Annotated in this window: 23 protein-coding genes; 4 read left to right on the forward strand and 19 right to left on the reverse strand. The window is 69.7% G+C overall.

All coding sequences use genetic code 11. The features are described from left to right. Positions 1–174: 174 nt before the first annotated feature. The 3 genes from D7X55_RS10110 to D7X55_RS10120 all read left to right on the forward strand — a co-directional run bounded on the left by D7X55_RS10110 (position 175) and on the right by D7X55_RS10120 (position 5,158). Entirely contained in the window at positions 175–1,038 is an 864-nt protein-coding gene (locus D7X55_RS10110; protein WP_120546226.1) for a hypothetical protein, read from the forward strand. Between the two features lie 77 nt (positions 1,039–1,115). Continuing rightward, positions 1,116–3,962, forward strand: coding sequence for a carboxypeptidase regulatory-like domain-containing protein (locus D7X55_RS45485; protein ID WP_121722938.1), 2,847 nt, complete (start codon positions 1,116–1,118; stop codon positions 3,960–3,962). Positions 3,963–4,012: 50 nt separating this feature from the next. After that, a complete protein-coding gene (locus D7X55_RS10120) occupies positions 4,013–5,158 on the forward strand; it encodes an acyl-CoA dehydrogenase family protein (RefSeq protein ID WP_120546224.1) in 1,146 nt (381 codons plus the stop codon). A gap of 25 nt (positions 5,159–5,183) precedes the next feature. Here the strand turns inward: D7X55_RS10120 and D7X55_RS10125 are convergent, their stop codons facing one another. The 17 genes from D7X55_RS10125 to D7X55_RS10205 all read right to left on the reverse strand — a co-directional run bounded on the left by D7X55_RS10125 (position 5,184) and on the right by D7X55_RS10205 (position 24,198). Next, a complete protein-coding gene (locus D7X55_RS10125; protein WP_120546223.1) occupies positions 5,184–5,723 on the reverse strand; it encodes a DUF2780 domain-containing protein in 540 nt (179 codons plus the stop codon). 106 nt (positions 5,724–5,829) lie between these two features. After that, positions 5,830–6,318: an 8-oxo-dGTP diphosphatase gene (locus tag D7X55_RS10130; protein WP_121722939.1), complete on the reverse strand. Its 489-nt coding sequence runs from the start codon at positions 6,316–6,318 to the stop codon at positions 5,830–5,832. 54 nt (positions 6,319–6,372) lie between these two features. Then, the gene (locus tag D7X55_RS10135; RefSeq protein ID WP_147470068.1) at positions 6,373–7,947 is read right to left on the reverse strand and encodes a glycosyltransferase family 39 protein; all 1,575 of its coding nucleotides are present in this window, start codon (positions 7,945–7,947) and stop codon (positions 6,373–6,375) included. Positions 7,948–8,041: 94 nt separating this feature from the next. Further along, complete coding sequence (locus D7X55_RS10140; protein ID WP_120546220.1) at positions 8,042–8,971, reverse strand: pectate lyase; 930 nt, start codon at positions 8,969–8,971, stop codon at positions 8,042–8,044. Between the two features lie 314 nt (positions 8,972–9,285). Continuing rightward, positions 9,286–9,495 (reverse strand): hypothetical protein, encoded by a 210-nt coding sequence (locus tag D7X55_RS10145; protein WP_120546219.1) that lies wholly within the window; start codon positions 9,493–9,495, stop codon positions 9,286–9,288. A 108-nt stretch (positions 9,496–9,603) separates the two neighbouring features. Beyond that, complete coding sequence (locus D7X55_RS10150) at positions 9,604–10,614, reverse strand: tetratricopeptide repeat protein (protein WP_158626351.1); 1,011 nt, start codon at positions 10,612–10,614, stop codon at positions 9,604–9,606. A 158-nt stretch (positions 10,615–10,772) separates the two neighbouring features. Next, complete coding sequence (locus D7X55_RS10155) at positions 10,773–11,606, reverse strand: GNAT family N-acetyltransferase (RefSeq protein WP_121722948.1); 834 nt, start codon at positions 11,604–11,606, stop codon at positions 10,773–10,775. Positions 11,607–11,738: 132 nt separating this feature from the next. After that, positions 11,739–12,437, reverse strand: a complete 699-nt coding sequence (locus tag D7X55_RS10160; RefSeq protein ID WP_120546216.1) for a carbonic anhydrase — start codon at positions 12,435–12,437, stop codon at positions 11,739–11,741. Next, positions 12,434–14,005 (reverse strand): SulP family inorganic anion transporter, encoded by a 1,572-nt coding sequence (locus D7X55_RS10165; RefSeq protein WP_121722942.1) that lies wholly within the window; start codon positions 14,003–14,005, stop codon positions 12,434–12,436. Before D7X55_RS10165 ends, D7X55_RS10160 begins: the two co-directional genes overlap by 4 nt. A 182-nt stretch (positions 14,006–14,187) precedes the next feature. Beyond that, on the reverse strand, positions 14,188–15,540 hold the full coding sequence (locus D7X55_RS10170) for a sigma-54 dependent transcriptional regulator (protein ID WP_120546214.1): 1,353 nt from the start codon (positions 15,538–15,540) through the stop codon (positions 14,188–14,190). After that, complete coding sequence (locus D7X55_RS10175) at positions 15,537–17,204, reverse strand: sensor histidine kinase (RefSeq protein ID WP_120546213.1); 1,668 nt, start codon at positions 17,202–17,204, stop codon at positions 15,537–15,539. Before D7X55_RS10175 ends, D7X55_RS10170 begins: the two co-directional genes overlap by 4 nt. 7 nt (positions 17,205–17,211) lie before the next feature. Further along, entirely contained in the window at positions 17,212–17,673 is a 462-nt protein-coding gene (locus D7X55_RS10180; RefSeq protein WP_120546212.1) for an LIC_13387 family protein, read from the reverse strand. 9 nt (positions 17,674–17,682) lie between these two features. Continuing rightward, positions 17,683–19,410, reverse strand: a complete 1,728-nt coding sequence (locus tag D7X55_RS10185; RefSeq protein ID WP_120546211.1) for a serine/threonine-protein kinase — start codon at positions 19,408–19,410, stop codon at positions 17,683–17,685. A gap of 232 nt (positions 19,411–19,642) precedes the next feature. Continuing rightward, complete coding sequence (locus D7X55_RS10190) at positions 19,643–21,214, reverse strand: helix-turn-helix domain-containing protein (protein ID WP_121722943.1); 1,572 nt, start codon at positions 21,212–21,214, stop codon at positions 19,643–19,645. After that, a complete protein-coding gene (locus D7X55_RS10195) occupies positions 21,211–21,573 on the reverse strand; it encodes a hypothetical protein (RefSeq protein WP_147470069.1) in 363 nt (120 codons plus the stop codon). Before D7X55_RS10195 ends, D7X55_RS10190 begins: the two co-directional genes overlap by 4 nt. Before the next feature lie 363 nt (positions 21,574–21,936). After that, complete coding sequence (locus tag D7X55_RS10200; protein ID WP_121722949.1) at positions 21,937–22,758, reverse strand: IS3 family transposase; 822 nt, start codon at positions 22,756–22,758, stop codon at positions 21,937–21,939. A 255-nt stretch (positions 22,759–23,013) separates the two neighbouring features. Then, positions 23,014–24,198 (reverse strand): cytochrome P450, encoded by a 1,185-nt coding sequence (locus D7X55_RS10205; RefSeq protein ID WP_121722945.1) that lies wholly within the window; start codon positions 24,196–24,198, stop codon positions 23,014–23,016. A gap of 168 nt (positions 24,199–24,366) precedes the next feature. Between D7X55_RS10205 and D7X55_RS10210 the strand changes: the two genes are divergently transcribed. Next, complete coding sequence (locus D7X55_RS10210) at positions 24,367–24,987, forward strand: hypothetical protein (RefSeq protein ID WP_147468241.1); 621 nt, start codon at positions 24,367–24,369, stop codon at positions 24,985–24,987. Positions 24,988–25,021: 34 nt separating this feature from the next. Here D7X55_RS10210 and D7X55_RS10215 read toward each other — a convergent pair whose 3' ends face one another. Then, positions 25,022–25,414 (reverse strand): RidA family protein, encoded by a 393-nt coding sequence (locus D7X55_RS10215; protein ID WP_120546209.1) that lies wholly within the window; start codon positions 25,412–25,414, stop codon positions 25,022–25,024. Then, on the reverse strand, positions 25,411–26,778 hold the full coding sequence (locus D7X55_RS10220) for a hypothetical protein (protein ID WP_121722947.1): 1,368 nt from the start codon (positions 26,776–26,778) through the stop codon (positions 25,411–25,413). The genes D7X55_RS10215 and D7X55_RS10220 overlap by 4 nt, the downstream gene beginning before the upstream one ends. Positions 26,779–26,997: the final 219 nt, after the last annotated feature.

Raw genomic sequence — 26,997 nt, forward strand, 5'->3', positions numbered from 1 at the left:
GCTCCCCATCCACCCCACCAGGTTGCCTCCCCGTGGGGTGGGGTGGATGTCCGCGAGTGGTCGCTGAAGGGGGCTGTCTGTCGAATGGCGGCGCGCGCCGGGGGCGGGTGGCTTCTAACGGCGCTGGCGGCTTGCTTCCGTCCGCATCCATCCCGAACACGGAGGATGCACCGGATGACCTCGATGAATGCGCCGTTCCGCTGGACGCTGTCGCTCGCCGCCGCGCTGGGACTCGCCACCTCCGCGGGAGCCCAGGAGCCGGTGGAGCCACCGCCGGAGCCCCAGGCGGAGACGGAGACGACCACGACGACGTCCACCACCACGAGCTCGGAGACGAGCTCGGAGGGGATGTCGCGGCAGGCGGAGATGGGCCGCATCGGGCCGCAGTTCGCGGTGAGCGGCAACGTGGGCTTCGGCCTGGGCTACGTCTACACGAACGGCCAGAGCCCGGGGGGCGGCCTGGAGGATTTGAAGATCACCGACTCCGCGAAGATCTCCTTCCCCATCATCGCGGAGCTGGGCTTCCGGGTGACGCCGCGCTTCTACCTGGGCGTGTGGGGCAGCTGGGAGCCGGTGCTGACGAAGACGAATGCGCTGTCGTGCCCGGAGGGCTTCCAGTGCGACACCTTCCAGTGGCGCGTGGGGCCGGAGGTCCGCTACCACATCCGGCCGGGCTCGGGCTTCGACCCTTACATCGGCCTGGGCGTGGGTCTGGAAATCCTGAAGAGCCACGTGGAGGGGGACACGCAGCTGCAGGTGGCTCCGGGCGTGTTCGTCCCCACGCACGTGGACACGCACGTCAACGACCGGGGGCCCACCATCGCGCGCGTCACGCTGGGCGGCGACCTGCGGGTGTCGCGGAGCCTGTCGGTGGGGCCCATCATCAGCGCGTCCGTGGGCCAGTACACGGTGCGCACCGGGACGCAGACGCTGGACATCACCGGCGTGGGCAGCCGGGACCAGGACCTCGCGCCCGTGGATGACGGCTTCCACGCGCTGTTCACCGCGGGCATCCGGATCGCGTTCCTGCCCCTGTAGCGCGTGCGCGGCGTGCACTTTCCTGGAACCTGGGGACCGGGTGAGGTGTCTTGGGGCGCACCTCTCCCGGAGGGTGCATGGCGTCTCGAAAGGTGTTCGTCGTGGTGGCCGGGCTGGCGCTCCTGCTGGCCGGCGTCTTTGTCTGGATGCGCGCCCCCGCGCCGGCCGTCGTGGGGGTGCGCGGCGAAGCGGTGACGTCCTCCCCTCCGCCCGCGTCCGGCCCGGCGCGGACCGCGGCGCGCCATGGAGGCGGAGCGACCGCGCTCGTGGAACAGCCCATGCGGGACGCGGATGGAGCGCTGCGCGTGGAGGCCGTCACTGCGTCCGGGCCGCTCGCGGGCGCGGAGGTGACGCTGTACCTGCGGGGACCGGCGTCCCCCGGTTCGCGGCTGCCGTCGTGGCGCGTGGCGGGACAGGGGCGGACGGACGCGGGCGGCGCGCTGGTGTTGCCGGCGCGTCCCGGTCCCTATCTCGTCACCGCGCGCGCGCAAGGACTGGCGCTGGCGCGCGCGGAGGTGACGCGTCCCCGCGGTGAAGCGCTGTCCACGGTCCGCCTGGTGCTGGAGCCCGGCGTGTCGCTGACGGGCCTGACGGTGGAGCGCGTGGGCGGCGCGCCGGTGCCCCAGGTGGAGCTGACGCTCACGCCGCACACCGGCTTCGAGGATGCGCTCCCCGTGTTCCTGCAGACGGGCGCGTCCGTGCCGGACGAGGCGCGGCACGAAGCGCTCAGCGACGCACGGGGCGCGTTCGGATTCCACGGCCTGGCGCGCGGTGAATACCAGTTGGAGGCGAGAGCCCCGGGCCATGCGCCCCACCGCATCGCGCGCGTGCACGTGCCGGGGACGGACGTGCGTGTCGAACTGGACGGCTCCGCGTTCATCGAGGGCTTCATCACCCGCGCGGATGGAACGCCCGCGTCCGGAGCGCGCGTGAGCGCCTGGGGCGAGGACGGCGCGGTGGAGGTGGAGGCCGGCGACACGGGGAGCTTCTCGCTGGATGTGCCGCCCGGGTCGTTCCAGGTGACGGCCCGCCATGGGGAGGAGACCGGCGCGGCTGGTGGCCCGGTCGTGGTGGGGCCGGGCATGACGGTGAAGGACGTGCGGATCCGCCTGGGCGGCGCGGCGTCGCTCGCGGGCGTGGTGCGGCGCAAGGACTCGGGCGAGGCCATCGCGGGGGCCACGGTGGGCGTGCGCGCGCACGGCGACCGGGCGGACCTGCTCCAGGTGCGCTCGGAGGAGGACGGGCGCTTCGAGGTGGGAGGGCTCGCGCCGGGCGCCTACGACGTGCGGGTGCTCGCGCCGGGATTCCAGCCGCTCACGCGCATGGGGCTGGGCGTGCTCGCGGGTCAGCGCTTCGACCTGGTGCTGGAGCTGGCCGCGCCGGGGCGCATCGAGGGCACGGTGGTGGATGGCGCCCAGGCACCGCTTCCCGGCGTGACGGTGGTGGCCCAGCTCCGGTGGCTGCCGCTGCCGGACGCGCTGCCCTCGGTGACGGATGCTCAGGGGCGCTTCACGCTGGAGGACGTGCCGGAGGGCACCGTGTTCGTCGCGGCGCGCCGCGCGAACAGCGAGGACGAAGTGCGCCTGCCCGTGCGCGTTGAGGCAGGGAAGACCGCGACGGCGCGGCTGACGCTCGTGGACGAAGGTGTGCTGGAGGGCACCGTGCGCACCGAGGACGGTGCGCGGCCCTCGGGCCCGGTGACGGTCACCGCGCACCGGGTGGACGCGCCGGCCTCCGAGTCCGTCGACGTGCCCGCGAAGCCGGATGGAACGTGGTCGATGCGCGTGGGCGCGGGGCGCTACCAGCTGAGCGCGTGGCTGTCCGCGCTGCGCTTCCAGAACGGCGACCAGCAGCAGGTGGTGGAGCTGGAGGCCGGCGGCCGGCGCCACGTGGACCTGGTGGTGGGCGAGCCGAAGAAGCCGCTCCGCGTGACGGTGCTGGAGCCCAACGGGGCGCCCAGCGTCCACGCGACGGTGATGGCCACGGAGGCGGGGCACACGGACATCCAGGCGGAGGAGATGACGGACGCGTCCGGTCAGGCGGTGCTGGCGCTGGATGGCTTGGGTTCGGACGCGTGGCGCGTCTGGTCCACGAACGGCGGACGGCAGGGCGAGGCCGTGAGCGTGTCCGCGTCCCGGAAGGAGCTCACGCTCCAGCTGAAGCCCGGGGCCCGGCTGAGGGGCACCGTGCGCTCGGCGGGAGGCCGCGAGGTGCGGGGCTTCACGTTGACGGTCACGGCGGCGCGCGGCGAGGACGACTTCCTCTCCAGCGTGGAGCGCCAGTTCTCCGGGGACGCCTTCCAGGTGGATGACGTCTTCCCCACGCGCGTCACCGTCACGGCCACGCTGCCGGACGGGCGCGCGGGCAAGGTGGAGGTGACGCTCGCGTCCGGCGCGGAGGCCATCGTGGAGGTGGTGGTGGACGCGGGCGGCAGCGTGTCCGGACGGCTGGTGGATGCGCGCACGGGTGAACCGCTGGTGGGCGCGTACGTGGACGCGGATGGCATCGCGTCGCCCACCACGGGCGCGGACGGACGCTTCGAGTTGAAGGACCTGGCCCCTGGCGCGCACCGGCTCACCGCGTGGAGCCGGGGACGGGAGCTGGTGGACCGGCGGGTGACGCTGTCGGCGGGGAAGACGCAGGCGCTGGGGGACTGGCGCCTGGGGCTTCAGCGCGTGGAGCCGGGACGGCTGGGCCTGAGCTTCGGCATGACGGGGCGGGACGTGGTCATCAGCGGCATCGCCGAGGGCGCGGACGTCGCTGGCCTGCGGGTCGGGGACGTGGTGCGCTCCATCGACGGAGCGGTGGTGCTGGACACGGGCGAGGCGCGGCGGCGGGAGCTGGGCTCGCCGGGCAGCCCCGCGGTGCTCGCGCTCCAGCGGGGCGGACAGGCCCTGTCACTCACGTTCATCCGCGCACGCTGAGGCCCGCGTGGCTTGAAAGCGCGGGGTGTGCCCTGACAGCATCCCGTGCCATGGATGAGCGCTTCACGCCGGAGCACGAGGCATTCCGCCGCACCGTGCGTCAGTTCGCCGAGAAGGAGCTGGCCCCGCACGCTCTGGAGTGGGACCAGGCCGGCGAGTTCCCCCGGGACGTGTTCCGCCGCTGCGGAGAGCTGGGCTTCTTCGGCATCAGCCATGATCCGGCCTACGGAGGCAGTGGGCTGGACTACTGGTACGTGGCCGCCTTCGCGGAGGAGCTGGCGCGCGCGCGCAACGGCGGCGTGGCGATGTCGCTCCTGGTGCAAGGGCAGATGGCCACACCGGTCATCAACGAGCTGGGCACCGACGAGCAGAAGCGCGAGTTCCTGGCCCCCGCGCTCACCGGGGAGCGCATCGCGGCGCTGGCGATGAGCGAACCGGACGCGGGCTCGGACCTGGCCCGGCTGCGCACCACGGCGAGGCGGGACGGGGACGACTACGTCATCCAGGGCGCCAAGACGTGGATCTCCAACGGTGCCCGCGCGGACTTCCTGGTGCTGGCGGTGCGCACGGGCGGGGAGGGCGCGCCGGGCATCTCGCTGGTGACGCTGCCCACGGACGTGAAGGGCTTCAGCGTGTCGAAGAAGCTCCAGAAGGTGGGGCACCGCTCGTCGGACATGGCCATCCTCTACTTCGAGGACTGCCGCATCCCCGCGCGCTACGTGCTGGGCCGGGAGAACGACGGCTTCTTCCACATCATGAACAGCTTCCACGCGGAGCGCCTGGTGACGGCGCTCTACACGGTGGCGGTGATGGACGACCTGCTGCGGGAGGCCATCCGCTACGGCCGCGAGCGTCAGGCGTTTGGAAAGCGATTGCTGGACTTCCAGGTGTGGCGCCACACCTTCGTGGACCACGCCACCCGCGTGGAGGCGGCGCGGCAGCTCACCTATCAGGCGGTGCAGCTCTTCAATCGCAAACGCAAACAGAAGCCCGTGAAGGAGATCGCCATGGCCAAGCTCCTCACCACGGAGCTGGCCCAGCGCGTGGCCTATGACTGCCAGCAGTTCTACGGCGGCATGGGCTACGTGGAGGAGTCCCACGTCGCGCGGGCGTGGCGCGACGTGCGCATGCTCACCATTGGCGGCGGCACGTCCGAGGTGATGAAGGAGATCATCGCCGGGACGATGGCGCTGTAGCCCGGCGGGGCCCGGGCCCCCGGTCCTATTTCCCCAACAGGCCGCCGAGCATCCCGCCCAGCCCGCCACCGCCCTGGGGACCGCCGCCTCCGCCGGAGCCGCCCGCGAGCAGGGGCACCACGGCGAGGATCTTCCCCACCAGGCCCGGGTCCAGGCGGGACTTGAGGAAGTTGAGGAGGATGGGCGCCACCAGGGTGGCCTTGCCCGCGTCCAGGTTGAAGCGCTGGAGGATGGCCACCACGCCGGCCACCTCGCCCGCGTGGGCCGCCGCGCCGCCCAGGGCGCCCATGAGGCCGCCGCCGCCTCCTCCACCGCCGCCCGCGCCGCCGAGCATGCCGCCCAGGGCGCCCATGAGGCCGCCGCCGTCGCCCGCCGGGGCCTGGGCCTGCGCCTGCTGCTGCCAGCCCTGCATCTCCGGGATGGCCTGGTCCATCTGCCGGGCCGCGTCCGGGCCCACCTTCTCCTGCACCGTGCCCTGCACGAGCTTCAGGAGCGAACCCGCGAGCCCCTGTGCCTGCGTTCCATCCACTCCGAGTTGCTGCGAGAGCTGTCCGATGAGGTCCATGCGCCGCGCTCCTTCACGTGAGTCCCAATGGGAAGGCGGCGGTTGTAGCGGCAGGGCGGGAGGGACGGCTTGAAAAACCCGCGCGAGCGTTGGTCGGAGGACGGCCCTACAGTCGGGTGAAGGACCAGCTCAGCGCGCGGCCGCCCTCGTAGGGCATGACGCCGTGGAAGGGGCGCGGGTCCTCGTCGAACACGAGCGGCAGGAAGTGCCGGTCCCCGTCCCACAGCGACAGGGACAGGATGGACGACACGGGGACCCAGGACAGCGAGCCCTCGGGGTTCTTGTCCAGGGGCGTGCCCGTGAAGGCGTCGATGCGGAAGATGAAGCCCAGCCAGTCCTCGCCGTGCTTGCCGAAGCCGGGCCAGGACAGGGTGCCGCGCAGGCTCATGCGCGTGCACTCGATGCCGGCCTCCTCGCGGATCTCCCGGCGCATGCACGCGGCGATGTCCTCGTCGCGTTCCATCTTGCCGCCCAGGCCGTTGTACTTGCCGTAGTGGGCGTCATCCGGGCGGGCGTCGCGATGGATGAGGAGCACCCGCTGGCCGTCCGGCGACATCACGTAGCCCAGCGTGGCGACGATGGGGGTGTAGGGCATGGGCCCGGTTCGTCCCCTGATTCCGGCGGGGCGTCAAGCGCCCGGCGTGTCGAGCTACGGGGACGCGCCGGTGGCGGAAGCGGATGTCAGCTCATGGCGGCGCCACAGCTCCACGGCGGGGGAGTCCGGCGACACGCCGCGCGAGTAGTTCGCCTGGAACCAGCGGCGGCTGCCGGTGGACAGCTGCCACTGGCCGCGCGCGCCCAGGAGCACGAAGTCACACCGCGCCAGGAGCGCGAGCATGCGCGTCTGGGAGTCCGCGCTGGCGAAGGCCGCCGCCGCGTCCGGGAAGCGCGTGCCGGACGCGACCGCGTCCTGGAGCATCAGCGCGTACGTGTCCAGGGGCACGGCCTGGCCCGGGAGCCTCGGCGGCAGCCGTCCGGCCAGGAGGCCCCAGCCCGGCTCGAAGCCGCACAGGGACGCGTCTGGCGGAACCTGCTCGCGCACGTAGCGGGCCAGGAGGACCTGCTCCGGAGGCCGGATCTCCGAACCGCGCAGCGCTTCCCGCAGCGAGTGCAGCGGCGCCAGCAGCACGAGCCCGAACGCCACCGCGCCCGCGGGCCGAGCCCGCGCGGAGGCCAGGCCCACGAGCGCCGCCGCGCCCAGTCCAGCGAGCAGCGCCTCCGGCCCCGCGAGCAGCGCGTTGTAGTTGGACCAGTAGCTGTGCGCGGCGAGGTACGCGGCCACGGTGAGCAGGTACGCGGTGGCGACGAAGCGCTCGGGGGCGGCCTGGGCGCGGGTGCCGCGCCGCACGGCCCGCGCCAGCGCGACGCACAGGCCCACCGCCGCGAGCAGCAGGGCGTAGCGCCGCCGCTCGTGGGTCATCTCCAGCAGCCGCTCCGAGCGGGACGTGACGCCGTCCTCGGGGCGGGCGGACTGGAACCACAGCACGTCGCGCACGAAGGCGCCCGGGGCCATCAGGGCCAGGGGCCCCACGAGGGCCAGCACCGTGAACGACGCGGCCAGCACGAAGCGCCGCGCCAGGCTCCAGCGAAGCTCGGGCGCCCGGGCCACCAGCGCCGCCGCGCCCCAGATGCCGCCCAGCACCTTCACCGACGCCATGACGCCCGCCAGCACCCCGGCGAGCCCCGCGCGGCGGGGCAGGGGAGCCCGGCCCGAGGGCAGGAGCCACACGTTCGCGAGCCCCAGTCCGCACAGGTTGAGCAGCGGATCCAGGAACGGTCCGCGCTCCATGGTGACGACCTCCGGGTGCATCGCGTACGCGAGCGCGGCCACCACGCCGGCCACCGGTCCCCAGGCCCGCATCGCCAGCCGGCCCACCAGCACGGTGCTCACCGCGCCCATGGCGGTGGCCAGCCAGCGCGCCAGCGCGAAGCCCGTGGCCGGGTCACCGAACGCGCCGACGGCGGCGGCCGGAGCCCCCAGGAGCAGCGCGCCCGGCGGGTGCACGAAGAGGAAGTCGCGGTAGGGCAAGAGGCCCTTCCACAGGAGCGCGGACGCGGCGGCGTACACGCCCTCGTCGTAGTTCACGACGTAGCCGAGCGCCCCGGCGCGATGGAAGAACGGCAAGGCCCGAAGCACCCAGGCACCCACGCCCACCGCCACCAGCAACCCGGGCCACCAGCGCCGGGCCCTGCCACCCACCGTCAGCCACGTCAATCCGTCCAAGGTGTGAACATGCTACGCGAGCCGCACGCGAGAAAAACAGGAGGCGGGGAGGCGACCCACGCCCCTGGCTACACCGTGGGTGAATCGCGCTGTTTCAGTAGTTCCACGCGGTGCAGTCAGTCGTCGTGCGCGTGACGAACTCGGCCAGCGTGCGCAGGTTCCGGACGAACGTGGCCGTGTCCAGGTAGTCGCCTGGCGTCGCACCGCTGCGCGGACCGGCCGGGCTGTACGTGGTGATCCACCGCTCGTTGTTCACGGCCGCGTCCACCGCCTGCGCCGTGTCGGCGCGCAGCTGCTGACAGGAGCGCTTCATCACGGTCGTATCCGTGGCCAGCCGGTTGTGCTCCGCGCGGATGGCGGCGAGCTGCGACGGGACCTCCCAGGCGTAGTTCTGGTAGGTCGGCGGCGCGGTGGAGAACCGGGCGGGATAGCCGCCGGCCTTCACCGTGTAGAAGCCGATGTTTGACGGAGCGGTGTCGTCCAGTTCGATGTAGCGGGAGAGCAGTGTGTCATTGGCGTAGTCCACCGTCTCCAGGTACGCGAGCGCGGTGCCCACCGCGGCGCGGTTCGCCGGGACGCCCGGGTCCAGCTGGTAGAGGCGAAGCAGCGCCCACATGACGTCCTGGCTCTCCTGGCCCGCGATGGCCGGAGCCTCCCAGCTGCGCGCCCAGCGCGGCTGCATCTGGCTGTCATACTGCTGCGCCCAGGCAGGCTGGGGTTGCGGCATCTGAGCGCGGCGCAGGAAGTCACCGTACGCGGTGCGCATGGACTGATAGGTCGCGGCCTGCGCGGGGTAGATCTCCTTCGCCCAATTCAACATCTCCACGAAGGCCGTGGCGAGGTTGTCATTGAGCGTCGGGTCATCCCAGTACTCGGTCGTGTAGGAATTCGCGTAGCAGTTCGCCAGGCCGCACGCCGTCCCGATGGACGGCGGATAGCTCGCCAGGGCCGGAGTCGCCGGGTCCGCGAGCGCCGCTTCGATAAAGGCAATCGTCACGTCCGACGTCCCGGGTGACTGGATCATGATCTGATCCTCGTCCAGCTGGATGTCGCCCCAGCGTTCGCTCAGGTTGGTGGCGTTCTGGTGCCACGCATAGCAACCGTGACGCGCGACGTTGCACGGACCTGTCGCGCGGAGAGTGCTGGCCCAAGGTGTACTTCGTGCCGCTCATCGCGGCGCTCAAGGCCATCACCATTGATGTCATGGGCAAGGAGGCGCTGAAATCGACGACGTGCAGGACCGCACGAAGAGCATCCAGTCGCTGCTCGAGTCCAAGCTGTAGGACGCGTGGGCCAGGCCCGGGCCGGAAATGGCACCGGGCCTCGCCACGGACGCGGCTAGAAGCAGGTGCAAGCCGCCTTGTAACACTTGCCCAGCCGGAAGCCCTTCGCCACACAGCTGGCGTTGCACTCCTCGGCGTAGCACTCCACCTGCGAGGCCTCCGCGGTCGCCGGCGTGGACAGCGCCAGCGTGGCTCCAAACGAAACGAAAGCACCCGCGCCCATCGCGAACAGCACCCGGCTCGCCTTCTTCAACGTCTGCATCATGTGTGTCTCCCGGTGAGGATGTTGCGGGTTGAAGCATACCTCACCTTGAAATCCACTGGATTCAAGCAATACGAGTGAAGTTGGACACACTCCGCGGAGCTTCACACGTCATCTCCCCAGCGCCTTCTTCCGGGCCTGCTCGACGGACAGGGCCCCCGAGGCGACCTGCTCGGTCAACGCGAGCACCGCCTGGGAGACGCGGTCCTTGGGCGCGCGGGCCACGGCTTCTTTTGCATGGGGCAGGGCTTCGGCGGCGCGTCCCGCCAGAAGCAGGTTGAGGGCCAGGTTGGCCACCAGTCCCGCGTCAGCCGGGTCCACATCGAGTGCTGCCTCGCTGAAGCGCACCGCGTCCTCCATGCGCCCGGCGAGCCCCGCGCTGATTGAAGCCTCGCGGGAGACGTCCGGGTTGTAGGGGTTGAGCTCGAAGGCCCGGATGAAACACTCCAGCGAGCGCGCTTCGTTGCCCAGGCGGCGCTCCACCATGCCCAACGTCCACGCCGCGGCCCAGTTCTCCGGGATCAAATCCAAGGCCTGTTGGAGCAGCGGACGCGCTGTCTCGAATCGGCGCACCTCGGCCTGGGAGAGGGGCCGGTCCATGTCGTCCCCGAGCAGGCCCTTGATGGGCGTGGTGGCCTCCTGCCAGAGCCGGGCGTAGCGCTTGGCCTCCGCCTCGGACGGGTTCCGTTCAGGGAAACCCAGGAGGCGTGCATGTGTGGTGGTCAGTTCCTCGCGGGCGGTCTGCCTGTCCTGGGCGCTCGCTTCGGCATCGCGCGCGACGCGAAGCAGGGTGTCGCGTGATTTCTCATGCTCACCCAGCAGGCGGTGCAGCCGGCCCAGTCGGATGAGCACGGGCGTCCGGACTCCGACCGACAGCGAAGGTGTGGCCGCGAGCGCCCTCTCGAAGAGCTCCACGGCCTCGCGGTCAAGCCGTTCAATCACCTCTGGCCGGTTGGCGCCCTGTTCCTCCTGGTGGCTCCGGTCCTGGGCGATGCCCGCGAGGTTGACGAGGGCCAGCGGATGGTCGGGCGCGAGCACGAGCACTGCATTGAAGCGCTCCGCGGCGGCGTCGTAGCTCTGGCGTGAAGCCAGTTGCACGCCCTCCTCGAGCAGCCTGGCCACACGGGCCTCCAGAGGACTCTTCTCCGGCTCCCGTTGCTCCCGGACCACATTGCCCCGCCCGAAAAGCTTGTCCCAGAAACCCATCGCGACACGCTCCCTGCCCATCGTTCAATCGGGGCCACAGTGGATGCCAGCAAGGCTTTGCAAGCCCGGGCCTGTCAAGGGATTGGGACGACGTGGCCGAGGTTGCGGTCCACCACGCTGAAGCCAGCGGACTGGTAGAGCGCGACGGAGGCCGGGTTGCCATCGAAGGCATACACAATGGCTTGCCTGGCGCCCAACCCGTGCATGCGCGCAAGTCCTTCGTACAGGAGCGCGCGCACGAGCCCGCGCCGCCGGTGCTCCGGGACACACGCTGTCGGCTCGAACTCGCCCACGGCGTTGGCCTCGTCGAGCCAACCCAGCGCGCAAGCCGCGAGGCTGCCGCCGGGGGCCTCCGCGACGAGGTCCAACGTGGGTTGGTAGCGCGGCGCCTCCATGAGCCGCGCGTACACCTCCGTCGTCATCCGCTCGGTGCCGAAGCCGCGCCGGTGGACGAGGGCGCGTGCGGCGACCTCCTCGGGGCCTCGCACCGCGCGCACCTGGTAGCCCGCGGGCAGCGGAGGCGGCGGGGGTGGCCGTGCGTGGAGGCACAGCGCGAGGTGCAGGTAGCAGCCGTTCGGGGTGCGCTGGCAGCCCAGCCGCTGCAATGCCTCAAGCAGCGGGCCGTTGCTCTCCAGCGCCCACAGGGTGGCGTGGCGTGCGCGCACCCAGGACAGCACGTCCCGCACGAAAGCGTCAGCCTGTTCGAGCGGATGGACGAGCAGGTCCACGTCGCCGTTGCCGTAGGCCCACGCAAAGCCAGCGAGGTGTCCGGGCGCGCGCTCCCACAGGGCGATGTCCTCTTCCGGCCGCACCTGTGCATTGCGCAGCAGGCGCCAGGTCAGGTCTCCCACCGCGCACTCCACGTGGGGGCCGCGCTCCGCCCAGGCCTGGGTCACGAGGTGTTTCATGGCCTCGAAGTCAGCCACATCGCGATAGGGCGGAGGTTGGACATCCGTCCCTTCTAGGCGACAGGGGAGAAAAGCAAAGGGCCCGGAACCTTCCGGTGCCGGGCCCTTCTTGCATCCAGGCTCGAGGCCGCCTTACTGCACGGCGCGGAGCGCGGGCGGCTCTTCCGCCAGTGACGTCAGCAGCCGCTCACCCTCGGTCTCATCGATGGGCACGAACCGGCCCAGGTCCTCACGGTACGCGTGGACCTGCGCCGCGCCGATGTCGAACCACCAGCCGTGCAGCCGCAGCGTCCCCGCCGCGAGCCGGTCGCGCACGATGGGGTAGGTCTTCAGGTGCTCCAGCTGCGCCAGCACGTTCAGCTGGGAGAGGCGATCCGCGTCCGGCAGCCCCTCGCCCACCTGGGAGTTGTTCTGCCGCAGCGCCTTCATGGAGGGCGCTCCGTGCGCGAGCCACTGCTCCAGGTTCGGCGCGCCGTCCACGTTGCCGCCGGCCAGGATGGCCTTCATCGCGCCGCAGCTGGAGTGGCCGCAGACCACGACGTCCTCGATGGGCAGGAAGCCCAGGGAGAACTCGATGGCCGCCGCCTCCCCGCGGTCCGCGGAGTGCTGTCCGCCCGTCACCGCGGGGGGGACGAGGTTGCCCACGTTGCGCACGGTGAAGAGGTCACCGGGATCCGTGGAGACCAGCAGGTTCGGCACCACGCGGCTGTCCGAGCAGCTGATGAAGAGGCAGTCAGGGGACTGCCCCTTCGCGAGCCGCGCGAAGGTCGCGCGGTACGAGGGCAGGGTGTGGCGCTGGAAATCGAGCAGACCTCTGATGAGCTTCTTCACTGCACACCTCCGGGAGAAAGAGTCGAAACGTGATGAACGGGGGAGGAAGGGGAGAGCGCGGCGGCCTCGGCCGACGGGGCCGCACGCGCGCTGCGACGGGTCCAGACGTCCTCGAGCGGCTCCATGTTCACGATGCCGCCCGTCTTCCGGTACGTGTCCGCCCAGCTCTCCAGCGCTTCGAAGCCGGAGTGGTCGAGCGTGTTCACGGCCACGTCCACCTCAACGCGGGAGCCCGCCGGAATCCTCGCGAGCGCCGTCGAAAGCTTCGGCACGCCGACGAACGTCAGCGCTCCGCTGATGCAGACCTGGTGCGTGCCATTGACGGCCTGGGTCTCCACGCGCACCTGGCCCAGCTGCCACAGCAGCCGGAGGATGGCCGCGCCCAGTCCCAGCCCGATGCCCGCGAGCAGGTTGATGCCCACGACGCCGGCCACGGTGATGAGATAGACGGGCAGCTCGCCGCGGTGGCGCAGCTCCCGGATGTGGGCCAGGTTCACGAGCTTCAGGCCCACGTGCACCAGCAGGCCCGCGAGCACCGTCAGGGGCACGTAGGACGCCAGGCCCCCCAACAGCGTCACGAAGGCCAGCATCCACACCGCGTGCAGCACCGCCGACCAGCGCGTCTTCGCGCCCGCGTTGATGTTCGCCGCGCTGCGCACGATGACGCCGGTGATGGGCAGACCGCCGACGAGACCGGAGACGGTGTTCGCCACGCCCTGCGCCAGCAGCTCGCGGTCCAGGTTCGCCCGCGGGCCGGTGTGCAGCTTGTCGGTCGCCACCGCGCTCAAGAGCGACTCAGCGCTCGCCACGAGCGCCAGCGACAGCGCCGCCACGATGAAGGCGCCCCACATGGAGCCTTCCGGAAGCGCCGGCAGCTGGATGGCGGACAGCGCGTTCGCCGCCAGCTTCACCCGGGCCACGTCCGCGTTCAGCACCGCCGCGACCACGGTCCCGCCCACGACCGCCACCAGCGGCCCGGGGACCTTCTTCAGCTTGCCGTTCGGCAGGAAGTTCCACGCGATGAGGACGCCCAGCGTGAGCAGGCCCAGCACCGTGGCCGTGCCATGGAGGTTCATCACCTGCCCGGGCAGCTCCCGCAGGTTGTTCCAGGCGTTGCTCTGCGGAGAGCCACCCAGGACGATGTGGACCTGCCCCAGCACGATGAGGATGCCGATGCCCGCGAGCATTCCGTGGATCACCGCCGGCGAGATGGCCAGCGCCGTCCGCGCCACCTTCAGGCCGCCGAGCGCCACCTGCACGAGGCCCGCCGCGGCCACCGCCGCGCACGTCACGGCGAAGCCCAGCTGCTGGATGAAGCCGAACACCATCACCGCGAGGCCCGCCGCGGGGCCACTCACGAGCAGCGGCACGCCGCCCAGCAGGCCCACCACCAGGCCACCGACGACGCCGGCAATGAGGCCCGCCATGATGGGCGCTCCAGAGGCGAGCGCGATGCCCATACACAGGGGCAGGGCCACCAGGAACACCACCAGCGAAGCTGGCAAATCCGAGGCGAGGATCGTCTTCAACGACGGTCTCGCCTCTGCTGCCTTTACATCCGAAGTCATTGCTTGAGCTCCCCTGTCATCTGCCGGGCCAGACCTGGGCCCGGGGTGACAGCGGGGGCTACGCAATCGTCGTGCCGACCTGGATCAGCCCTCTTCCGTCGAGAGCGCGGCGGCGGGGCGGAGGGGGAATGAAAGAAACTTGAATCGCCCCTCGCCAGGCGATGAAAGAGATTTTAACTCTGTCATTCCGAGGAGGAGGCCTCCTCCAGGCGGCGGAGGAAGGTCGGGTAGGACAGCCCCAGGGCCTTGGCCGCCTCCACGCGTCTGCCTCCCAGCTGCTCGAGCACGTGCCGCACGTACAGCCGCTCCACCTCATCCAGTGGCCGGGGCGGGCCCGACACGGAGAAGGCGTTGGGGTCGGCCGGGGCCGGCGCGCCGCCGCCCTTGGCGAGCGACTGCAGCTCGAGCGCGGGGCCGACCTCGAGCACGAGCGCCCGTTCGAGCACGTTGCGCAGCTCGCGGACGTTGCCGGGGAAGGGGTAGCTCACCAGGCGCTCCTCCGCGGCCGGAGAGAAGGGGACCGGGCGCCGGCCGAGCTCCGAACAGAGCTCCTGCACGAGCGTCCGTGCGAGCGGCAGCACGTCCTCGCGACGCTCGCGCAAGGGGGGCACGTCCACCCGGAACACGCTGAGCCGGAAGAGGAGGTCCTCGCGAAAGCGCCCGGCGGCGACCTCCGCCTCCAGGTCCTTGTTGGTGGCCGCCACGATGCGGGCGGTGCTCGTGAGCTCCGTCATGCCTCCGAGCCGCCGGAAGGCCCCCTTGTCGAGGAACGTGAGCAGCTTGGCTTGAAGCGCGAGCGGCAGCTCACCCACCTCGTCGAGGAAGAGGAGCCCATCGCTCGCCAGCTCCACCAGTCCGCGCCGGGCCGTCTTCGCGTCCGTGAAGGCGCCGCGCTCGTGCCCGAAGAGCTCGCTCTCCATCATGGTGTCCGGGAGCGCGGCGCAGTTGATCTGCACGAAGGCCCCCTGCTTCTGGCGCAGGGCGTAGAGATGGCGGGCGAGCACCGCCTTCCCCGTCCCCGTCTCTCCGAGCAGCAGCACGGGGCTTCTGGGCGTGGTGGCGATCCGCTCCAGCATCTGGAGGGTGCGCTGCATCACCGGCGAGCGGGACTCGGCCAGCCGGTGCCGTCCCTCGAGGACGCTCTCCGCCTGGCGCAGGCGCTCCTGGAGTTGCAGGTCGCTGGCCGCGCGGCGCGCGCGCATCACCAGGTCATCAATCTCCACCGGCTTGCTGAGGTAGTCGCGCGCGCCCGCGCGGATGGCCTCGACGGCGCTCTCGATGTCGCCGTGCGCGGTCACCATCAGCACGACGGTCGTCGGAAGCTGGGCTCGCAGCTCGGGCAGGAAGACGAGCCCGTCTCCGTCCGGCAGCCGCCGGTCCAGCACGACGAGGTCGGGCGCCTCGGCGGCGAGCGCGACGCGCGTCTCATGCAGCGAGCGCGCGACCCGGACGCGGAATCCCTCCTGGCTCAGCATGGAGGCCGCGAGCGAGGAGAAGGTCCGGTCGTCATCGACGAGCAGCAGGGAGGTGCTCATGAAGCCATTTTCTCGAGCGGAAGGCGGACCGTGAAGCGGCTGCCTCCGGGTACGCGCAGGTAGGAAACGCTTCCTCCATCATGCGCACGGATGGCCGTGCGCACCATCGGAAGCCCGAGCCCGATGCCCTTCGAGCGGCCCACCGCGAAGGGCTCCCAGAGCCGGGGCTCGAAGGCCGGGGGCACGCCGCCCGCGTTGTCCTCCACGACGAGCACCACCTCCGCGCCGTCGCGAAGCAGCTGGACCTCGACGCGGGGTGTGGGCTGCTGGCCGGTGTCGTGCGCCACGGCTCCGGCTTCGACGGCGTTGCGGATGAGGTTGTCCGCGGCGGAGACCAGCAGTGTCGGGTCTCCCTTCACGAAGAGTCCCTCCTGCAGCGTGGTATCGATGGTGACGTCCGCGGCCTCCGGCAGCAGCCTCACGGCCTGGAGCGCGTCCTGGACCAGCAGGTGCATCTCACAGCTGCGCCGCTGCGTGGACTGGGGGGAGGCGAAGCTCAAGAGCGAACGGGCGAGGTGGCCCAGCCGGTCCGCCTGGGAGCGCAGCGCCTGCACGGGCAGGGTCGTCTCGCCTCCCTTCGCGCGGATCATGCTGAGCGCGGCCTGCATGCTGTTGAGCGCGTTCTTCACCTCATGGGCGATGAGCGAGGACGCCGTGCCGAGCGCCGCCATCGTCTCCTGGCGGCGCAGCTGCTCTTCGGCCGCCATCAGCGAGCGATAGGAGCGGCGCAGGAGCACCGTGAAGAGCAGGAGCACGCCGCCGAGCAGCGCGGTGTGGAAGCCGAGCTGGCCCAGGTAGCGGCGCTTGAGCAGCTCGCGGTCGCGCGCCTCGTCCTCGAGCACGGCGAGCAGCATGTCGGTTCCGGGGACGAGCGCCGCCGCGCCGAGCAGCCGCGTGCCTCCGAGCGTCACGGCCCCGGGGGCATCCACCATGGGGCGCAGGAGCGAGGCGAGCTCCGGCTGGCGCAGCAGGGGCGGGGGCGCGGCCGGCAGGAGGAGCCGTCCTCGCTCGCCGAGCAGCGCGACCAGGGACTCGTTCGTCCCGCGATGCACGGGGAGCAGCTCGTTCGCCGTCGCGAGCTCGCCCACGAGGAGGCCCACGACCCGTTCATCGCGCACGATGGGGACCGCGACCGCGACGAGCCCTCCGCCCTCCTCGTCCAGCAGTCCCACCGAGGCGGCCCGCTTCTCCACGATCCGCCGGAACCACGGGCGCGAGGCGAGCGGCGTGGTGCCGAGCTGCATGTTCGCCGGGTCGCTCCAGATGCGCTGGCCGTCCGCGGACACCAGCGCGACGCCCGCGGAGAAGAGCGACGTGTGGCCAAAGGCGTTCTCGAGGAGCGCCACCTCGGGGCCCGTGGCGCCATCCTCGGGCCGGAGCGACGGGTGCTCCGCCATCCGCTGCAGCTCCGAGCGCAAGAGGCCCAGGTGCGCGCCCAGGGCCTGGGCCTGGAGTCCCGCGCGGTCCGACAGGTGGACGAGCAATTCGCCCTCCGCCGCCTTCACGTCCGCCCGGTAGGTCACGAAGGGACTGACGAAGGCGGCGCACCACAGGAGCATCAGGCCGACCACGGCGGACCGGCCCGCTTTTCGCTGCGTGCGAAGAAGCTCGCCCGGCGGGGGCACCAGTGAGGTCAGGGACGGATGGGCCGGAGGCGGCGACATGCGCCCATCATCCACCCATTGCGGCCCGTGCGGCAGCCGCTCGTGCACCCTTTCGATAGGTGCCGACTGCCATCAGCAGCGTGATGGCGATCCCGAAGACGGTCGGGCCCATGAAGAAGTACTTCCAGCTGAGGAGGGCCGTCACCGCGTGCGCGACCGCGAGCGCCCAGGCCATGCCCGAGACCGCGCGCCAGGAATCCACGGGCACGTTGTCGAGCTGCCAGGCGATGACGGCGGACAACACGAGAAAGACTGACACCATCATCCCGAAGCCGAACCAGAAGCCATACCAGGTGCTGGCCGCCCCGTTGAAGTCGAACGACACGGACTTCATCTGGGCGAACACGGCGTCGGCTTCCGCCCCCAGGCTCGCCTGCGCCAGCATTCCGCCCGCTGTGTGCGCGGCGCAGTACAGGAGCAGGAGGTAGGTGGCACAGCGAAAGGGCGTGAAGTATCGCTTGAGGGGCATGGCTTCCTCTCAGCGTGAGCCCGTCGAGGACTGGGGGCCGCGCTGTCGCAGCAGCCACGCGGCGCGGGAGCGGACGTTGGCCATGGGGTGCTCGCGGGCCGCCTCCTCCAGCGCGGGCACCGCGGCCTCGCCCAGGTCCTGGCGCAGGAAGTCCTGGCAGGTGCCGTGGTACCGGTCGCTGACGAGGCAGCGGATGGCGTTCTGGATGACGACCGGTGCGTTGCGGTACGCGGCGTCATTGCGCAGCGCCGCGCGGTAGGCCGCCACGCCATCCACCCAGCGGAGGTTGTCGAAGTCGACGTTCCCCTCCAGGTAGCGGACGTAGGCGCTCGTCGGGTGCTTCGCCGCCAGCTTCTTCAGCGCCGCCAGGGCCGCGTCGCGCCGCTGCGCCTTGATCAACCGGTGGACCTCGTCGATGCCCGGGAGCTGCTCCACCACGGGCTGCCATTCCGTGGCGGACGCCGGAGCCTCCGCCCGTGTGTCCTCGACCGCCGGGGCCGTGGGCGACGGGCGCTCCGAGGCCACCGGCGCCGGAGACGCGGACCTTGACGACATCGCCCACCAGCCAAGGCCCATCGCGGCCAGGCCGAGCACCGCCGCGCCTCCCACGAGCCGGCGCGCGCCGCTGCGGGCGGGTGGGGACGTGATGGGGCCCGAGCGGATCGTGGCCTCGGACTCCTCCTTCCTGGCCACGGCCTCCGTCGGAGCCACCGGTAGGGGCTCCGGAGCGCGGACTTCGGCCTGGAGGCCCACGGGCGTCGCGCGGGGCTGCGCCCGGACGTTCCGCGTCGCGAGCGCGTCCTCCCCGGGACGTGCTGGCGTGGGCGAGGAGCGCGGCACTTCTGGCGCATCACCGGCCGCGGGCGTCACGGCCGGGCCCGCCCCGGCCGCTTCGAGCGCGGCCAGGAACTCCTTGGCGGACTGGAATCGATTCCCCGGGGCCTTCTCCAGCGCCTTCGCCAGTGTCGCTTCGAGCTCCGCGGAGAAGCCCGCGTCAGGGACGGCGTCGCGCAAGCGGGGCGGTGTCACCTCTCGCTGCATGCGCAGCAGCTCCGCGTTGCTGGTGGCGTTGAAGGGCTTCTTCCCGGTGAGCAGCTCGTAGAGCAGCACGCCGGTGGCATACAGGTCCGTGGGCGGGCCCACCGGCTCGCCGTGGATCTGCTCCGGGGCCATGTACGCCGGCGTCCCCAGCATCAACCCCGAGGTCAGGCCCGTGACCTCGTCGCGCAGCTTGGCCAGCCCGAAGTCGAGGATGCGCACCTGCTCTCCAAGCCCCTCCGCGTGCGTGACGATGATGTTCTCGGGCTTGATGTCGCGGTGGATGATGCCCTGCGCGTGGGCATGGGCGAGGCCGGCGAGCACCTGCCGCACGGTGCCCAGGGCCCGGGCCGGGAGCAGCGGACCATCCCGCAGCGTGCCCCGCAGGGTCTCTCCGGTGACGAAGTCCATCACCATGAACGGCGATTCCTGGTCCACGCCGAAGTCGATGACCGACACGCAGCACGGATGGGTGAGGCGGCTCATGGCTCGCGCCTCCACCTGGAACCGCTTCCGGAAGTCCTCGTCCCGGGCGGCCCAGGCGTGGAGGAACTTGATGGCGACGGGCTTGCCCACCTCCAGCCGCTCGCCCCGGTACACCATGCCCATCCCGCCCGCGGCCAGCCGCTCGATGATGCGGTAGCGCTCCTGCAACACCGAGCCGATGCGTGGATCCGTAACGGCCGTGGGCTCATTCATGGGCGCGCACGATAACAAGCCCGTTGCACGCGGGGAGGGTGGGGCGAAGCGGCCCTCACCCCTGCTGGGGGGGAAGGCCTGGAATCTCTCCAGGTGTGGGGCCCGCGGCCCGGTCCTTCAGGCCGGGAGGAGCTCCACCGGGAGCGGTTCACTTCGGGCAAAGAGGGCGGCTTCCTCGGAGGCCCGCGAGGGGGGGCACCACCTGACTCGCATTCTCGTCAGGGGGAAGTTCTCAGGGGCCCCGCTCCTGGTCGGCACCGGAGAAAATCCCCCAAGCCTCTTGGACAAGCTCAATGTCGTTTCCATCTGGATCCCGCAGCAATGCCTTGTCGTCATCGCAGCGTACGAGTGCAGAAGAGAACCCGCTCGCCTGCACGCGACCAACAATATCGGAGATGGATTGTACTCCAAGCCCGATGCGAGCAGTTTGCCCTCTTTTTTCGGTGGGATAGAGTTCCAGCACCGACCTCCCAAGAGTTGCAGCGTAGTGGCGCGGCCCTTTGCCATGTCGCTCCTCGAGAAGGCCGAGTCCCAAAATGCGATAGAAGTCGCACGCCTTTTCAAGAGATGGCGTTCGGATAACGAAATACCTCAAGCCAACGCCATTTGGATCCGGACAAGAAGCATCCGTCGAGCGGCGTGCTTGGGAGAGAGTTTTGGTTGATGTCTCCCGGTGACTTGGAGGGTTTGTTGGTAATGGAGGCCATGTCTGGTTTTCGGTGTGCGCGCTCGATGATTCACGTTCTGATTCCTTCAGGCCCTGGTGATGCCCAAGAAGATAGGATTGGAGCCTTGAGCGCGGTGAAGGATGCTTGCATTGATCCAAAAGGCAGCCCATTTCATAGAAAACGGCTCCGCCTATGGATGGATCCTTCCCCTTTCTCCCGTCAATCCACCCTGCAAGCCTGTCAGCTCTCATCTCTGCCTCTGAATCGCCAAGTGGCGTACCCTCTTGTTGATCAAGAAGGTGATGCGCGGCTTCGTGACTCAAAAGACTCATGCATACCTGGGTCAGAGAGGTTGAGGTCTTGGTTGCGATGATGTTCGCAAGTCTTGGATTGATTGTCACCCAGGAGTGCGAGGATTGGCAGACGTAATCAAGCGCCTCGTTCCTATTCTGGATGTCGATGGAGAGAGGGATTTTCTCGTTGGCCAGTTCCCCTATCTCGTCGAGCCATGATGTCAGTTCGGCGTGAAGCCTGGATTTGTCGGAAGCTGGCGGGGCAGGGGATTTTTCATGAGAGTCGAGTGAATTGGCCACATGTGTGCATGCGGCTTCATCTCGAGCATCGTCGCCTTCGCCATTGAACTGACTGATGCGAACAGACTTGTCCTTGAATCGAGCAACAAGGTCAAGTTGTCCCCCCATCGCGCCAATGAGGCGCCGAAGGGTCAGGACGCTCATGTCTCGCCGACGCTCCATTCTTGAAACGGCGCCTTGTGCGATTCCAAGACGCTGAGCGATCTCCGCCTGTGTCATGCGAGAAAGCGATCTTAGTTCTCGCAGCAGGACCGCGTCAGGAGGGCGTGTGTAAGTGCGATGACTTAGCAAGTCGATCACGCGCGAGCTTGTCGCTTCTGGGTCAGTAAAGATTTCCTCGGGTCCTTCGCCGTAACCATCCTCTAGTGCGGCGGATACACCGAAGCCCCTGCTGGGGTGCCATTCCACGGTCACTTTGTGCCCGCTTGAATCGAAATCCAGGAACCAGTGACCTTCAGTTCGTTCTGGGGCATCAACCTGTACTGACACATCAGGGAGCGCCTTCTGAACGCTATTGAGCAAAGACTGGATTGCCGGCTTCATGGATGGCTAACCTCTTTCCCGTCGGTGCCCGGCTTGGAGAGCAGGATCGTGCCGGTGTCGCTGTCCCGGATTTGAATCGCACCGTTTTCGCCGATGAATGTGCTGTGTTTCCGGTTGCGATACCTGGCGAGGCCTTCATGTACCTGACGGCGGTTGTCTGCCTGCGGCGGATACATCCGCCCATCGGTCCGCCAGGAACTCGGGTCGTACGGTATCGACGTCAATTCGTTCTCCACCGCATTGAGGACTTCGGAGAGCTGGGCGATGGCTTCTTGTTCGTTAGCCACGGGAGGCGCCATGCGCAATCGGCGCAGGAACTCCTTGACGCGCTCCCCCTTGCTCGGCTCACCCAGGCTCATGCCTTGAAGGTTATATGCCCTGGAGGTTATGGTCCAGTCCTGCCGCTCGAACCCGGTCAGGGCCGGCATCGGTTGTTTGCGGGAAAGTCCAGCAAAGCCAATGGTTTATGGTGAGGTTCAGCGAATTCCGCATCCTCGAAAAGCAGGCTTCGGACCTGCGGCAGGCAGCCAGGACAGCGAGGGGCTCCACGCTTGGTGCCAGCTTGGCACCCTCAAGTCCGTCACCAGCAGGCCAGCCCTCGCGTGCTTCGAAACATCTTCAGGCCTTCAGTGCCGTTGCCCACATCCAATCAGCTGCCTGCCGCTTTCCTCTATCGAGGGCGGCAGGAAAGTGAGCTTGCCCGGGCTTCGTGGACAGGTGGGTTAAGCAGCCAGCGGCACCTGTGAGGCAGTCTTCTCGAACTCGACGGGACTGACGTAGCCGAGCGAGGAGTGCCGCCGTTTGCGGTTGTCGAACACCTCGATGAACTCGAACAGGGCGGCCTTCGCGGACTCGCGTGTCGGAAAGTCCTGCTCGTGCACCAGTTCCGTCTTCAACGTGGAGAAGAAGCTCTCCACCACGGCGTTATCCCAGCAGTTGCCCTTGCGACTCATGCTGCACTGGATGGCGCGGTCAGCCAGTGCTCGCTGGTAGTCCGCACTTGCGTATTGGCTGCCTCGATCCGAATGGTGAAGCAGCCCCACCGAGGGACGGCGGCCCTTGAGCGCCATGTCGAGAGCCGAGAGCACCAGGTGCCGGTCGATGCAGTGGTCCATGGCCCAGCCGATGACACGCCGACTGAAGAGGTCCATCACGACGGCCAGGTACACCCAGCCTTCGCGTGTGGGCACGTACGTGATGTCCGTCCCCCAGGCCCGGTCGGGCTTGGGCGGATTGAAGTCGCGAGCCAGCACGTTGGGCGCCACCGGCAAACCATGCCGAGAGTCCGTGGTGTGCACGAATCTCCTGCGTCGGCGAGCCCGCAGCCCGGCTTCCCGCATCAGCCGGGCCACGCGGTGCCGGCCCACCTGCTGCCCCTGGGCCTTCAGCTCGGCGCGCGCCTGCCTCACCCAGGTTTCCAGGGCGCTGCGCGTCAGGTCCAGGTCCTTGGCCACCTGCGCCCGGGACTTGCCCTCCTCCAGCACCAGCTTCACCGCCCGGGCTTTGAACTCCGGCGTGTACTTCCTGCGCTCTCGTCTCGGCATCGTCGTGGACATCCTTCGGTCACCTCATCTCGGGTGTCCACAAAACCCGGGGAGGCTCAAAGGCCTACGTCCCAAAATAAAGAGGCCCCCTCCCATGGATGCGGAAGACGTCGGCCGATTCAGGTGCAACGTGGACGCAATGAGACGACAGGCGCTCATTGTCTATGCATGTGCGGCCTGCATCGATCAGAACTTCGGCTCTGGCTGGTTCGCTAGCACGGAGTGCTACTGCTTCTGCTCGTCTTCTTCGAGGAGTCATGCCGGAAGGAGCTCCACCGGCAGCGTCCGGGGGCCGTGGATGGTGAGCCCCGGGAGCCATTCGACAGTGGGGGAGGCGAGGCGCAGGGCGCGGATGCGCGGGACCAGCGCCTCCAGCGCGAGCCGGGCCTCCATCCGCGCGAGCTGCGCGCCCAGACAGAAGTGGATGCCATGGCCGAAGGAGAGGTGCTGGCTTGCCTTCTCCCGGCCGGGGAGGAAGGCATCCGGCTGCTCGAAGACGCGCTCGTCGCGGTTGGCGCTCGCCACCAGCCCCATGACCAGGCTGCCCGCCGGGATGGGCGTCCCGGACAGCTCCACGTCCGACGTGGCGACGCGGAAGGCGAACTGCGCCGGGGGTTCGCAGCGCAGCACCTCTTCGATGAAGCGCGGAATGTGCGCGCGGTCCGCCCGCGCCTGCTCCAGCTGCTCAGGGTGGCGCGCGAGGAGGATGGCCGCGTTGCCGATGAGCTGCGCCGTCGTCTCCATGCCCGCGGGCAGCAGCAGGAAGAGGAAGGCCAGGACCTCCGCGTCGGTGAGCCGCTGGCCGTCCACCTCGGCGCGCAGCAGGTCGCTCACCATGTCCTCGCCCGGCTGGCGGCGTCGCGCGGTGATGACGCCCCCGAGGTAGTCCTCCATCTCCTTCACGGTGTCGCGGATGCCCGCGTGCTGCGCCGGCACGGCGGAGGTGATGAGGCCCATGTTCACCGACCAGCGCTTGAACTCGGTGAAGGTGGACGGCTCCAGGCCGAGCATCCGCCCGATGATGTTGCGCGGGAGCACGAAGGAGAAGGCGTCCACCAGGTCCACCTCGCGCTGGGAGACCGCGGCCTCCGCCAGCGTCAGGGCCTCGTGGCGCACCTGGGCCTCCAGCCGCGCCATGCCCGTGGGACCGAAGGCGCGGTTGACCATGGCGCGAAGCTGCGTGTGGCGCGGCGGATCCCGGGTGACAAGCGATTGCGCCACCGGGTTGGGGCCCAGCCAGGCCGGCTCCGCCGTCATCGCGAGCGCTTCGGAGGAGAAGCGCTGCGCGTCCTTCTGGAGGGTGCGCACGTCCTCGTAGCGGGCGGCGGCGTAGGCGCCAAAGGGGGTGATGCGGCACAGCCCTGACTCCGCGCGCATGCGCGCATACAGGGCGTGGCGCTCCGCCTCGGTGGTGGGAGCGAACAGGTCAAACGTCTGCAACGGGGTCTCCAGGGTGATGCCCCGGTGGCCCGGGGCTTCACGACGGAATACGGACGCTGCCCCCGGGCCTGGTTGCGCAGGGGAGTGGGGGCGCGGATTCACTTGCGACACCACATCAGCGATGGTGCGCGCCACAGCCTGGGGGACGGAAGGGACCCCGGAACCCGAATGAGCCCTCAATCCAAGACGAACCGCTGCGCCCGCGCCTTCTCTCCCCGCGGACTCCTCGCCCTGGGGCTGTTGTCACTTCCTGCCTGTGATTCCAATGACCCCGTGGGGGAGCTGGGGACGGTCCAGGCGGAGTACGAAGGGGAATGGAGGTATTTCAGTGACGTCCAGCAGGGAGTCCTCACCGCCCCGGACGACCCCGCTTCGCCGGAAGTCAGCCGTCTTGCGGTCTGCGGATGGGAGACCGAGGGCAGGGGCTTGTTCGACGATTCGAACGTCTGCTTCAACCTGCGCTTCGACACGGCGCTTCTGGGCGCGGGGCCCGCGACCTTCGGCATCGACGGCGCGGTGGTGGTCCCCGTGCAGGCCGGGATCGACCCCACCTTCACCCCGGGCGAAGCCCACGGTCCGGGCGTCCGCGCGGCGTGGGTTCACACGGGCTGCTATGGGCAAATACAGGAGGACGACGTCCGCCAGCAGGTGACCGGGACACTGGAGCTGCGGGTGAACGACGCCACCCGCTTCGCGGGCCATCTCGTCCTGGACATGACGGGGGCCTCGTCGGGACAGTGCTCCACGTCCAGGGCCCGCGCGGATGTGGAGTTCGACCTCCCGCGCTGAGCCGGAGGGCGCTTGCCAGCCGGATGCGGGTGAATCAAGGCACGTAGGCGATGCAGTCAATCTCCACGCGCAGGCCCGCGTCAGGGAGCGCGGACACCTGCACGGTGGTGCGCGCGGGCCGGTGACCGGCGAAGACGCGCTCGTAGACGGCGTTCATCCGGGCGAACTCCTGCATGTCCACCAGGAAGACGCCGCAACGCAGGACGTGCTGGAGGCTGGAGCCGCCGGCCACGAGGATGCGCTCCAGGTTGCGCAGCACCGCTTCCGTCTGCGCTTCGATTCCTTCGGCCTGGATGCCGGTGGCCGGGTCCTTCGCCGCCTGTCCGGAGATGAAGAGCAGCCGGTCCAGCTGCATGCCGGGAGAGTACGGGCCCACGGGCTTGGGCAGTCCGGGCGCGAGGATGGGCTGATGCTTCGCTGACGTCATGGTCTTGGCTCCTTGGGAAAGGCTCGAAGGAACTGCGCGTCCTTCCAATCCCAGACGCGCGAAGGATCCGCATCCACGTTCACCGGCACGGAGTTCCAGTTGTGGACGTCGTACGCGTTGGATGCCCGCCAGTGGACGAACACGCTGAACACGGCCGTCACGGCCAGCACGCCCGTGAGGACGCGGTGCCGTGAAGGCGCCTCCAGGACCGACTGCACGGGGAACGCGAGGAAGTAGACGACGTACGGGAGCACGTCGGTGAAGAAGCGCGGGCCAATGGAGTGCCCGGCCCACCAGATGAAGAAGGAGGAGATGACCGCCCAGTGCAGGACCGCGATGAGGGCGAAGACGACCTCGTAGGGCTCCAGGCTCCGGCCGCGCCACTTCTGGACGAAGCCCACGACGGCCAGCACCAGGAACGGGGAGAAGGCGAAGAGGCCGCGCGAGGGGCTGACGAGGTTGGCGGCCAGCGCCATGAAGAACGGGCCAGCGAACGGGTCCACCGTGTGACGGTAGTAGGGCGAGAACGGCGAGCCGTAGACCGACAGGTGGTACGCGCAGAAGGGAATCGCGACGAGCGCCGCGCCCGCGAAGTAGGCCGGCAGCTGGCGGCGGTAGCGCAGGGCCATGAACCCGGTGACCACCAGGACGCTGAGCGAGTGCGTGGGCCGGCAGGCGTAGGCGGCCGCGACCCAGAAGCCCAGCGGGAACGCGGTGCGCGCGGTCTGTTCAGGCCGGGCCAGGAGCAACATGACGCAGGCGATGGCGAAGAGCCCGGGGCCGTGTTGCCAGAGCACCCGGCTGGCGGTGGAGAACGCCGTGGTGCCCAGCCCGAAGAGCAGCACCGTGACGAGCGCCGCCCCCGGGGACACCCGCCTGCGCAGGGTGACGAGGAGCACCACCGCCGCGGCGCAGACATAGAACGAGGCGATGAGCTGCTCGGTGCGGGCGAAGGTGCCCAGGTACTCCCTGCCGGTGTGACGGAACAGCGTCCGCCAGGCCAGCGCCTCCGCGCCGAACGTCCCCAGGCGGGGCAGCACCGGCTCCATCAGGGTGATGAGCCCTTCGGCGGCGGCCAGGAACGGGAGCGCGGAGACCATCACGCCCGGCGGGTACACGTAGTACGTGTGGCCGCCCGCCTCGTTGCGCGCGTACGCGGTCCCCGGGAAGAAGAAGTGCCGGAACTCGTCCAGGTCGGTGTTGCCCTCGTGGAGGATGCTGGCCGCGGAGGGGATGGACCACAGCGAGTCCGTCTGCAGCCGCGCCTCGCTCACGGTGTAGATGCCGAACAGGGCCAGCCCCATCAGCCAGAGCGCGAGCGTGGAGGACGCGAAGCTGCGCGGGGAGAGGGAGGGGGTTGGCACGGCAGGGGTTTCTAGCGAATCCGGCGCAGGAACCCCAACTCCCGGTGAAAGGCCCGCTCCCCCAGGAGACCCATGAGGGAACAGGCCCGTTCACGGCAACTGCTTCAGTACGTGCAGCGCAGGACCTGACGGTAGGTGCCGCACTGGCTGAAGTCCGTCGTGCCCGCGGGCTTCGACAGGTAGCAGGCGGAGACGACGGGGTCGCAGGGCGGGCTGGGC

Origin of the sequence: Corallococcus sp. AB049A (assembly GCF_003668885.1) — a bacterium.
GTDB lineage: Bacteria > Myxococcota > Myxococcia > Myxococcales > Myxococcaceae > Corallococcus > Corallococcus interemptor.